Origin of the sequence: Paenibacillus sp. FSL A5-0031 (assembly GCF_001956295.1) — a bacterium.
Lineage (GTDB): Bacteria > Bacillota > Bacilli > Paenibacillales > Paenibacillaceae > Pristimantibacillus.
The window spans coordinates 172,633-184,536 of record NZ_MRTD01000010.1 but is presented as its reverse complement, the minus strand read 5'-3'; the positions used below and the strand labels follow the sequence as shown (position 1 = coordinate 184,536).

Sequence of the window (11,904 nt, the reverse complement as noted above, 5' to 3'; positions counted from 1 at the left end):
TGAGAGGATATCGGATGAAGAAACTAGGGGTTATTATCGTCATATTTGTTCTTGCAGCATCGATCTCCGCATGCGGGGGAGACAATAACGCACCTGCAAAGCAGAATGATGCATCAGGCAAGAAGGATGCAACGAACAGTGCGACCGAAACCGCGGATTTCAAGAAGCTTGGGGATGAGCCGCTAAAATTATCGTTTTATTCCACTGGTGCTACCTTTACGGACGTGGAATTCGAAGCAATGATTGCAGGTCCCATTCATGCGAAGTATCCGAATGTAACGATTGAACGAATAACGCCAGCAGCGACGACGACTCCGGAGGAGGTGCTGTCCACACATGTGCCGGACATTATATTTGGCAGTGTGCAGCAGCGGGTTATTCGGACAGGTGTATATCAGGATTTAAGAGAATTAATCAAAAAACATCATTTTGACGAGAGCCGTCTCAAACCGATTGGCTACGATTATATCAAGGACATAACGAAGGGCAAAGGAGATGCAGTTCTCGCGCTACCTTTCAATATCAATCAGCATGTTTTGTATTACAACAAAGATATTTTTGATAAATTCGGCGTTCCTTATCCAACCGAGAAGCAGTTGACATGGGACGAAGCGGTCGAGCTTGGCACGAAGCTGACCAGAACAGAAAACGGCATTCAATATATCGGGCTAGTTGTAGACAATTTAACTGGTTTGGGCAAATCGCTGGGCATCCCTTACTTGAACCGCGAGACGGGGCAAGCTGCGCTCGATACGCCGGAATGGCTTCGTGTATTCGAACTGCAGAAGAAGATTTTTGAAATACCGGGTTATGTAGCGCAGGACGGCACATGGAACTGGACTCGTGACCATTTCATGAAGGATCAAAACATTGCCATTCGGGTATCTTGGCTTGCCAATATGGTTGGTCCGCTTGAGGAGCTGCGCCAACAAGGTGTGGAATTCAACTGGGATATTGCGCCGGCGCCAAACTTCAGCGATCAGCTTGGCAATACGAGAGAAGCGCAAATCCACTCTATTGCGATCAACAGCCAAAGCCCGCATCAAGATGAGGCGTTTCAAGTGATCGCAGAAATTTTATCGGATGAGGGGCAGCGGATTATTGCTAAGAACGGGCGTGTTCCAGCTATTATCAATCCGGAACTGGAGAAGGATTACGGCTTAGAAATACCGGTTCTACAAGGCAAAACCGTTCAGAATGTTTTTATTGGGAAGCCCATTCAAGAGCATTTCATTCATCCTTATGAATCGAGCATTACGATACGGCTTACCGAAGCAGCTGAGGATCTTGCTATCCATGGTCTAGATGTTAACTCGGCTATACGCAAAGCAACGGATGCGATTAATAAAGATGTAGAGACTTTAAAAACGACGATCGGTCAATAAGCAGACGATGGAGAGGGGATTAAATATGGGAGAATCGGAGCGCAAATTAAATCTCAACGCCTTTTTGTTCGGAACCGGCCATCACGAAGCTTCATGGCGGCTGCCGGAGGCGGAGCCGAGCCGCAACCTTGATTTCGAGCATGTGCTGCAAATCGTTCAGACGGCTGAAAGAGGACTAATGGATTCCGTATTTTTGGCTGATGGCTATATCGGACGCTCCAATAAGCTCGAGCCATTCACAGAGCTGGCTGCGCTGGCAAGCAGGACGAAGCATATCGGTTTAATTGCTACGGTTGGCACTACGTATAATGAACCTTTTCATGTGGCACGGAAGTTTGCCTCTCTAGACCACATAAGCAAAGGGAGAGCGGGCTGGAACATCGTTACGGGTGCTGGATCAGCCGCACATAATTTCGGGAGGGAGGATCATCCCGATCATGCGCTGCGTTACGAGGAAGCAGATGAATTCGTAGAAATCGCCAAGCAGCTTTGGGACAGCTGGGAGGATGAGGCGGTCATTAATGATAAAACGTTAGGAACTCGCGTCCATAAGGACAAAGTCCATACGATTGATTTTAAAGGAAAATATTATTCGGTGAAGGGACCTCTGAATATCGCAAGGCCGCCGCAGGGTTATCCTGTGCTGGTGCAGGCGGGTTCCTCGGAGAGCGGCAAGGAATTTGCGGCAAAGGTAGCGGAAGTTATTTTTACCGCGCATCAAAGCATTGAAAGTGCTCAGCAGTTTTATAAGGATGTGAAATCAAGACTGCCGAAGTATGGAAGAGAGGCTGACCAGCTGAAGATTTTGCCGGGTATTAGCCCGATATTGGCAGACACGGTGGAGGAAGCGAGAGAAATCGAGAGCGAATTATTCAATTATGTAAATAAAGATGGTGCAATTAAACAGCTATCGGAACGATTAGGCATTGATTTATCCGAGTATCCGCTTGATGAGCCGCTTTCATTGGAGGGTGTGCGTGAAACGGATGAGGTTAATGGCAATAAGAGCAGACATCAGCTCATACTGGATCTCGTCCGCCATGAGCAGTTAACGCTGAAGCAATTGATTAATCGCCTAGCAGGAGCCAGAGGACATTTTACGTTTACGGGTACGCCTCTGCAGCTTGCAGATGTGATTGAAAATTGGTTTGTTAACGGCGCTGCTGATGGGTTCAATGTTATGCCACAGATTTTCCCGAGCGGCCTTACGCAGTTTGTAGATAAGGTGATTCCAGAGCTGCAAAATCGCGGATTGTTTCGGACGGAATATTCAGGAACGAGCTTGCGAGAGCAGCTTGGATTGAAGCGGCCGGCGAATATTCGTTATGAGAGCAAAGCTGTACTTTAAAAGACTAGGTGAGAGCTTGTTGGCTATTAAACGACACAGCTGTACCTCATGATAGAGGAGAGAGAGTTTAATCATGAAAAAACTTACGATAGGCGTAGTTATTTTAATGTTGTTTGCTTTATTGGGGGCTTGTGCCAGTAAGGACAATACACCGGCCAATAAGGCTGAGAGCAAAGCAAATAAGCAGCAAGAAACGAACACAGCCGTAGCGGAAGAAGCGGACTTCAAAAAGCTCGGCGACGAGCCGATTACGTTAACCCTTTTCAGCACGAGCGGCACTTTTCCTGACGTGGAATTTAATACGCTTATAGCGGACCCAATTAAGAAAAAGTATCCAAATGTAACCATCGAAAGAATAACGCCTGCGGCAACAACTACAAATGAAGAAGTGCTTTCCACACATGTTCCGGACATTATTTATTCCTCCTCTTCCTCCCATCAGCGCATTATTCGAACGGGTGCCTATGAGGATTTGAGAGAGCTGATTAAACGCCATCATTTTGATGAGAGCCGGATCAAACCGATTTTGTATGACTACATCAAAGATATAACGAAAGACAAGGGAGGCGAAATCTATGCGATTCCGTTTAACTCCAATCAGCATATCCTCTACTATAATAAAGATATTTTTGATAAGTTTGGTGTTCCGTATCCTACAGAAAAACAGCTGACCTGGGATGAGGTGCTGGATATTTCTGCAAAGCTGACTCGTACGGAGAATGGCGTGCAGTATATCGGTCTATCGGTTGATAACCTAACGGGGCTAGCCAAAGGGCTGGGGCTGCCGTACGTCGATCATGATACGGGAAATGCTGCACTCGATACGCCCGACTGGCTGCGCGTGTTTGAGCTTAACAAGCGCATCTTTGAAATTCCTGGTTACGTAACGCCAGACCATACATGGAACTGGGGACGCGATCAATTTATGAAGGATCAAATTATCGGCATGCGGGTAACTTGGCTGGCAAATATGATCGGTCCGCTGGAGGAGCTGCGTCAGCAGGGCGTTGAGTTTAATTGGGATTTCGCTCCGGCACCAAACTTTAGCGACCAGCTGGGCAAAACAAGAGAGGCGCAAATTCATTCGCTTTCGGTGAACAGCCAGAGCAAGCATAAGGATGAAGCTTTCCAAGTCATTGCTGAAATTTTATCGGATGAGGGCCAGCGGATTTTATCTAGAAATGGCCGGGTTCCGGCTGTTATTAATCCAGAGCTGGAGAAGGAATATGGGCTGGACATTCCAGTGCTGCAGGGTAAAACGGTGCAAAACGTGTTTATTGGCGAGCCGCTGCAGGAGCATTACGTTCATCCCTACGAACTGGAAATAACGACAAGATTGACAGAGGCGGCTGAGGATTTAGCCATCAACGGGTTGGATGTAAACTCTGCAATTCGCAAAGCAACGGAGGCCATCAATAAAGACGTTGAAACGCTCCGAACGACAATAGGAGATAAGTAGATTAGAGAGCCAAAGCAAAGGTGCAGCGTAAAATGCGGCCCCTTTGTTTTGTGCTGTTCATTTAAGCAGATTGGAATAGGATAAGGAAGGAAAGCGAAGGAGCAAGTGAATGTTGCATTCATTTGCCCCTGCTTTTATTACGTATGCTGCTGGATATGAGGAATAATGGATCGGCATGCTTGGCGCAAGCCAGCAACGAAGCCGAAAGCGGGACCATGTGTATAGGTCGCTAGTGGGCCGGCAAAGTAAAGTCCAGGTATGCTGCTTTCAAATTGCGCGCTTAGCAGAGGGAATTTTGCATTAGAATACGGCTCTCGCTCGATATGCTGCAATACATGGGGCGGCAGAAAAGGTACTTGGTCAAGATTGATCTGATAGCCGGTAGCGGCAATAACATGATCGACGAGGCGAGTTTCATTGTTTCCAAGCTGGAGCAGCACCTTGCCATCAATCGTAGCTTCTGCATGCGCAATGGCTGCGCCGCCAGTCATCGTCACTTTCCCTTCTACGTAGGGCTTTAAGAAAGGAGCAACACTGCTTTGACGCGGTGTATTTCGCCGCTCCTCCTTGAGCTGGTCGGACTGTAGATAGAACTGTTCAGCGGAGTCGAGGAGCTTCTGGCCAGATTCGACATTATCCTCGCTTGCATACTGAACGGCGTCACGCCGGAACAAAAGCTCAACCTCGCTTCCAGCCATATGAAGCAGCGCGGCAGCTTCCCAAGCGCTTTGGCCGCTGCCGATAACAGCTACCTTCTTGTTTGCGTAGGGCTTAAAATCACGATGAGCGAAGGTGTGGGAGATGAGCTGAGGCGGCAACGAGCTTAGTACTGGAGGGATGTAGCTATAATGCTGCAAACCTGTAGCTATGACCACATGTTTGGCTTGATATTGCTTACCTTCGTGAGTGATCACGATGAAGCTTGAGGATGAATAATGAAGCTCTGATACATGCTCCGAAGTGAAGATGATATCGGTTTGTTTGGCAAACCATAAGGCATAATCAACAAAATGAGGACGAGGAAAGGGGGGCTGCAGTTCTATGCCGGTTTCGCAGCTGAATCGTTCAATGGTGAATTCATCATTCTTATCGGAGAGACTGATGTAGCGGGGATGGGTGCGAATGAACATATTTTGCGGCATTTGCTCCTTCCAGAAAAACATAGGTTTGCCCAGAAGGACATAGGACATTTTGCTTGCGGCTGCATGAGCGGCAAGTGAAATTCCGTAGGGGCCGGCGCCAATAATGATGAGATCAACCACAGATTTCACCTCCATTTGAGTTGTTTTGATTTTATGACGAGTATTATACTAAGAATAATATGTTTTGCAATACACTTTTTTCTAAAAGGTACGATAGATCGTATTGCGTACAACAATGATGATTGACAAAAGATTTATTACGTGATAAATTTTCAGTACATTTTTCGCACTAAAACAGTTTGAATAATCGGAATTATAGTTCTACCGGAAAACCGGAGACAACAGTTGATCTGTGTCTTCGGTTTTTTTGTTTCAAGAGCACTTATTCATGTAGAGGAGGTATAGCAATGAACGAAGTTATTGCTTTATTAAAAAACCATCGCTCCATCCGCAAATATAAAGACTCGCCCATTCCTGAGCAGCATTTGGAACAAATCATATTGGCAGGGCAAGCAGCCTCCACCTCATCCAATATCCAAGCTTACAGCGTAATTGCGGTAAAGGACTCTGGGCGGAAACGAAAGCTTGCGGAGCTTGCTGGCAATCAGCAGCAAATAGTGGAAAGTCCGGTGTTTCTCATCTGGTGTGCCGATCTAAATAAAGTCAGATTGGCAGCAAGGCTGCATGAGGATGTAGAGCTTCGTCAGAACGTGGAGCTGTTTCTGCTCGGAACGATTGACGCGACACTGGCTGCTCAAAATGCGGCAATCGCTGCGGAGTCACTTGGTTATGGGATCGTTTATATCGGTGGAATTCGCAATAATCCTAAAGAAGTAACGGAATTGCTTGAACTGCCTGAGCTTGTCTATCCGGTGTTTGGCATGTGCGTAGGCGTTTCTGATCAAGAGCCTGATCTTCGTCCAAGATTGCCGCTCGCAGCTGTCTATCATCAAGAAACGTATAAGCAGAGCGGGTTGGAGGATGAAATTATTGCTTACGATTCGATCACTCGGGAGTATTATGCTACGCGCAAAGGTGGAGGCAAAGGCGGAGAGCAGGAAACAAGGTGGTCTCGTGAAATGTTAAGAAGGTTTAAGTCGGATCGGCTGCGTGATCATTTGCATGACTTCCTTGTAGGTCAAGGGTTCAAGCTGAAATGAATTTATTTATAAAAGGCACAATCCATACCATACGACCGGACCACCGGAGATTTAGCTGACGATAAGCTAAGTCTCTTTTTATTTAGTTAGACTCATTTTATTTGGAATCTTATCTTGTTTTTTAAACTAACGGGAAAAACTCCAGCTAATTTTGCGAATTAATCAGATGGGTGCCATTTAACAGGAAAAGCTCCTGTTAAATGGGCGGAAATAAGCGGTTTTATCAGAAAATGCCTAAAATAACAGGAGAAATTCCTGTTAAATCCATGCTCTCTTCGAATTCCGCTGAATGAACAGGAGAAATTCCTGTTAAGTACTCAAGTGGCACCGAATAGCGTGGTGAAGAAACGATGCCTGAGAATCAACATTAAACTTAAAGTGTTTTCATAATGAATCGAAAATGAGGGATGGCAAATGAGCGAGATTAAGCGGGACAAGAAGGCGCATTTTAACGTGTTTTTGCGTGGAGCGGGTCATCATTCTGCCGCGTGGAAACATCCGGATTCGAATCCAAAGGAGGATTTGGATTTGGAGTATTATGCGAACATTGCAAAGATTGCGGAAAGAGGGCTGTTTGATTCGTTGTTTACAGCCGACAACTATTCCGGACTTGGCAGGAGACTGGAGCCATTTACACTTCTCTCTGGGCTTGCTGCGCTGACTAAGCATGTTGGACTTATCGCTACCGTCAGTACAACCTATAACGATCCTTACCATGTAGCGCGGAAATTCGCTTCGCTGGATCATATCAGCAAAGGGCGGGCTGCTTGGAATATCGTAACGGGGCATTCGCAAGATGATGCTGAAAACTTTAATAAGACGGAGCATCCAGACGTGCAAAAGCGCTACGAAATCGGCGATGAATTTGTTGAGGTGACGAAGCAGCTTTGGGATAGCTGGGAAGAGGATGCGCTGATCTATGACAGAGCCGCAGATGTCTCGTTGGACAAAAGCAAAGTGTACGAAATTAACTTTAAGGGCAAATATCACACGGTAAAAGGACCGCTTAACATCCCTCGGCCTCCGCAGGGATATCCGGTTCTAGTGCAAGCGGGCTCCTCGGAAAACGGCAAGGAGTTGGCAGCCAAAACAGCGGATGTTATTTTTACAGCACAGCAAACATTAGGTGCTGCTCAGGCGTTTTATGCGGATGTGAAGGGGAGATTGCAGAAGCATGGAAGGACGCCGGAGCAGCTGCTCATTATGCCAGGGCTTAGTCCGATTGTGGCTGATACGGAAGCAGAAGCCCGCGATATTGAGGATGAATTTAATGGACTGCTGAATACGAAGCAAGCGTTAAAGCGGCTTTCCAACTATTTTACAGTCGATTTGTCAGAATATCCGCTTGATAGTCTTGTTCCCGTCGATAAAGCAAAGCCATACGGAACGATAACGACAGGCATTACAAGCCGGCAGGAGGTAGTGGTGGATGCCGCGGTACGAGACAAAATGACGATTCGTCAGTTTCTTGCTCGAAGCGCAGCCGGTCATGGTCATGTATCGTTTACGGGTTCTGTACTGCAAACGGCGGATTTCATTGAAAGCTGGATTAGAAATAACGGCGCGGACGGCTTTAATATTTTGCCGCATATTTATTACAGCGGGTTGGAGACGTTTGTTGATAAGGTCATTCCTGAGCTGCAAAATCGCGGACTCTTCCGAACGGCCTATGAGGGCAAAACACTGCGCGAGAATTTAGGGCTGGAAAAGCCGGAAAACAAACATAAAGCGATATGGGCTTTAAGCAGAGAAGCAGAAAAGATAAACGGCTGATGGTCTTAATGAGGCAGCAGTTGTCATTCCGCTGCCGCAGCAGAAAACTAACGTTTGTATACATTTGAGGAGGTTGTTCATATGGCGATTCAATATCGAAATTTAGGCGCAAGCGGATTAAAGGTTAGTGAGATTAGTCTCGGGAGCTGGTTGACGTATGGCGGTTATGTCGAGCGTGAAAATGCAGTGAAGTCGATTCAAACGGCGTATGATCTCGGCATTAATTTTTTTGATACAGCTAATGTGTATGCGAAGGGTGAAGCCGAGAAAGTAGTCGGAGAAACGCTGCGTGCTTATCCCCGTGAATCCTATGTGCTGGCGACCAAGGTCTATGGAAAAATTGGCGACGGACCGAATGATCGCGGGCTCTCTCGCAAACATGTGATCGAATCGGCAAATGCAAGCTTGAAGAGGCTTGGACTTGAATACGTAGATGTGTTCTACAGCCATCGCTTTGATCAGGAGACGCCGCTTGAAGAAACACTGCGCGCCTTTGAGGATTTGGTCCGTCAAGGCAAGGTGCATTATGTCGGCGTCAGCGAATGGACGGCTGCTCAAATAACTGAAGCGTTCGCCATTGCAGACAAATATTTACTCGATCGTATTGTCGTGAATCAGCCTATCTATAATTTGTTTGAGCGCTATATCGAGAAGGAGATTATACCGCTTGGCATTAGAAAGGGCTTCGGGCAGGTCGTGTTCTCGCCGCTTGCACAAGGGCTGCTCACAGGGAAGTACTCTTCCAATCAACATGTACCAGAAGAGTCGCGAGCCGCGAAGCAAGAAAATTTTAAAAACCGCATAACGGAGGAAAAGCTGGCGAAGGTTGAGCTGCTGAAGGAAATCGCATCCGAATTGGAGCTGACGGTAGGTCAACTGTCATTAGCATGGATTTTGCGCCAGCCGAACGTATCCAGCGCTTTGATTGGTGCAAGCCGTCCCGATCAGGTCGAAGAAAACGTGAAGGCATCAGGTATTGAACTTGATCATGAGACACTAGAACGTATTGCAGCGGTTATCGATAACGGCCCTGTATCTACACGAGGTTCATTCTAATCATCTCTGGCCAAAAATGAGCAAAGTCCAGTAAAGAGCATCCCGTTACTGGACTTTGTCATGAAATCGCAAGAAGTAATTGCCAGTTAACGATATATCGTATAGTATGTAAATTAATACGATATATCGTTAACGAAGGGGATTACACAATGACGAAAGAATGGCAGCCAGAGGAACAATTGTTTTTACATCATGCGAATGAAAGGGAGGGACACGGCTCGGGCAGACGTTTTTTCAGCCGCGGCGGAGTCAAATATGCTTTGCTGGCACTGCTTGAACAGGAGGGCATGCACGGCTACCAAATGATGAAGGCGCTTGAGGAGCAATCAGGAGGCACCTATAAACCAAGTGCTGGCTCGATCTATCCCACGCTGCAGATGCTGCGGGATCAAGGATTTGTAGAGTCTTCCAAGCAAGACGGCAAAAAGGTGTTCGAGATTACAGAGGAAGGCAGAGCTTATTTGCTGGAGGAGAGCGAAAATGCTGCAACAGGAATGGAACGACCTGAGCAGGCTGAATCCGAAGACGAAGGCGCTCCCTTTGAGAGAAGAAAGCCGAACCGTCGATTAACGCCTGCTGGCAAGGAGCTGCTGCATTTGCTGAAGGCTGCAGAACGAGCGGCTGTCACTGATCCGAGCAAAGCTGCGCAGCTACGCGTCATCCTGGATGACCTTCGAGTATCGCTTCGCCAAATCACAACAGAAACCGACTGTGACAGCAAAGAAGGCGGCGCGATATGAGAGAGCAGCACAATTCAGCGCCGGCATTTCGAGGCGGGGCGGGAATGGGCGGCATGAGAAAATTCGGAACAGGCGAGAAAGTAAAGCCTGCCAGCATTTACAGCATGTTTATACGAATATATGCGCATGCGCGGACGCAATTGCCCGCATTGATTGCAGCAGTTGCCTGCGTTATCGCCATATCGCTGCTTGAATTCATCGTTCCGCAGCTAACGAGACTGACGATTGACCACATCATTCCGAATAAGCTTTTTAATAAACTGCTGCTTATCGGCGGCGGCGTCATGGGAGCAGCTGTTGCGCTCGGTGCTTTGCGCTATATTAGCACTTCCCTTATGGCGTCTATCGGTCAAAGGGTGCTTTACAATTTGCGAAACGACTTGTATCGCCATATGCAAAGCCTTGATATTTCTTTCTTCGATCGCAATCGTACCGGTGATTTAATGTCTCGGGTTACGAATGACGTAAGCATCCTACAGCAAATGATTTCCTCCAGCATGATGCAGTTGTTTACCGATTTTTTCACCTTTACGGCCATTGCGGTTTATATGCTGTGGATCGATTGGAAGCTGACGCTAATGCTGCTTGCAACCTTCCCTTTTATGATTTTGACAACTAGATTTTTCAGCAAAAGAATGCGCTCCTCGTTCCGAACGGTACAGGAATCGGTGGCTGATGTAAGCGATCATCTGCAAAATACGTTAACCGGCATCCGCCTTATTAAAGCGTTTACTGCCGAGAATTACGAGTCTGAACGATTCTCCGAACGAACACAGAAAAATATGGATGCGAATATTCAGGTGACTCGCCTGCGAGCCGCTTATGAACCTATTATTGATTTTCTTAATTTTCTTGGCCTTGCAATCGTCCTTGTTTTTGGCGCATGGCTTGCAATGAAAGAACAAATGACAGTGGGTACAATCGTTGCTTTTATAGCTTATCTCAGACTGCTGCAAAACCCGATTCGTCATTTTAGCCGCATTATTAATACGATTCAGCAATCGGCCGCCGCTTATGAACGCATTATGGAGGTTATGAACACGAAGGCTGAAATTATTGAAAAGAAAGGAGCTGTGAAGCTTCCGCCAGTGAGCGGGCATATTGTTTTTGATCATATTGATTTTGCTTATTCAAAGGATTCGACTGTGTTAAACGATTTCCAATTGGAGCTTGCGGCAGGCAAGGTGACAGCGCTTGTTGGATCTTCGGGCTCTGGCAAAACAACCATTGCACATCTTATCGCTAGATTTTATGAACCTCAGTCTGGCGACATCACGATTGATGGTTATTCCTTAAAGGATATAACGATCGCGTCTCTTAGGGAGCAAATCGGCATCGTATCACAGGATATCGTGCTGTTCAATGGCTCTATTGAAGAGAATATTCGGTACGGCAATTTGCATGCAACAGATCAGGAAGTTATTGCAGCGGCAAAAGCGGCAAATGCTGCCGGCTTTATAGAATCGTTCCCGCAGGGCTATGAGACGCAAATTGGCGAGCGCGGCGTGAAGCTGTCAGGCGGGCAGAAGCAGCGGCTTTCCATTGCGCGGGCGATTTTAAAAAATCCGCGGATTATTATTTTGGATGAGGCTACTGCATCACTTGATACCGAATCAGAGCAGCATATTCAAGACGCGCTCGCACAATTATTGCAAGGCCGCACTTGTCTCGTCATCGCGCATCGTCTGTCTACGATTCAGAAGGCGGATCGGATTTACGTGCTGGAGCAAGGAGAAATCGTCGAGCATGGAACGCATGATGAACTGCTAAATCATCAAAGCCGGTACAGTCAGCTCTATGAGCTGCAATTCCCGCAAAAGGATGTTTCGGAACAATAATTT

General features: G+C 46.9%; 9 protein-coding genes. 8 read left to right on the top strand and 1 reads right to left on the bottom strand.

The genetic code is table 11. The annotated features are described in order from the left end of the window. Positions 1 to 14: 14 nt before the first annotated feature. From BK120_RS18715 to BK120_RS18705, 3 genes are all read left to right on the top strand, one after another. A complete protein-coding gene (locus BK120_RS18715; protein WP_076269024.1) occupies positions 15 to 1,385 on the top strand; it encodes an ABC transporter substrate-binding protein in 1,371 nt (456 codons plus the stop codon). Between the two features lie 25 nt (positions 1,386 to 1,410). Continuing rightward, a complete protein-coding gene (locus BK120_RS18710; RefSeq protein ID WP_076269023.1) occupies positions 1,411 to 2,733 on the top strand; it encodes an LLM class flavin-dependent oxidoreductase in 1,323 nt (440 codons plus the stop codon). Between the two features lie 73 nt (positions 2,734 to 2,806). Continuing rightward, entirely contained in the window at positions 2,807 to 4,192 is a 1,386-nt protein-coding gene (locus BK120_RS18705) for an ABC transporter substrate-binding protein (protein ID WP_076269022.1), read from the top strand. Between the two features lie 137 nt (positions 4,193 to 4,329). On the opposite strand, the gene BK120_RS18700 is transcribed toward BK120_RS18705, so the two are convergent. Further along, positions 4,330 to 5,454, bottom strand: coding sequence for an NAD(P)-binding domain-containing protein (locus BK120_RS18700; RefSeq protein ID WP_076269021.1), 1,125 nt, complete (start codon positions 5,452 to 5,454; stop codon positions 4,330 to 4,332). Between the two features lie 287 nt (positions 5,455 to 5,741). Between BK120_RS18700 and nfsA the strand changes: the two genes are divergently transcribed. The 5 genes from nfsA (at position 5,742) to BK120_RS18675 (ending at position 11,901) form a co-directional block, all read left to right on the top strand. Next, on the top strand, positions 5,742 to 6,494 hold the full coding sequence (gene nfsA / locus BK120_RS18695) for an oxygen-insensitive NADPH nitroreductase (RefSeq protein WP_076269020.1): 753 nt from the start codon (positions 5,742 to 5,744) through the stop codon (positions 6,492 to 6,494). A 414-nt stretch (positions 6,495 to 6,908) separates the two neighbouring features. Further along, positions 6,909 to 8,267 (top strand): LLM class flavin-dependent oxidoreductase, encoded by a 1,359-nt coding sequence (locus tag BK120_RS18690; protein ID WP_076269019.1) that lies wholly within the window; start codon positions 6,909 to 6,911, stop codon positions 8,265 to 8,267. An 81-nt stretch (positions 8,268 to 8,348) separates the two neighbouring features. Next, entirely contained in the window at positions 8,349 to 9,323 is a 975-nt protein-coding gene (locus BK120_RS18685; protein ID WP_083682180.1) for an aldo/keto reductase family protein, read from the top strand. 149 nt (positions 9,324 to 9,472) lie between these two features. Next, positions 9,473 to 10,063, top strand: a complete 591-nt coding sequence (locus tag BK120_RS18680; RefSeq protein WP_076269018.1) for a PadR family transcriptional regulator — start codon at positions 9,473 to 9,475, stop codon at positions 10,061 to 10,063. Then, a complete protein-coding gene (locus BK120_RS18675) occupies positions 10,060 to 11,901 on the top strand; it encodes an ABC transporter ATP-binding protein (RefSeq protein ID WP_083682178.1) in 1,842 nt (613 codons plus the stop codon). Before BK120_RS18680 ends, BK120_RS18675 begins: the two co-directional genes overlap by 4 nt. The last annotated feature ends 3 nt before the right edge of the window (positions 11,902 to 11,904 follow it).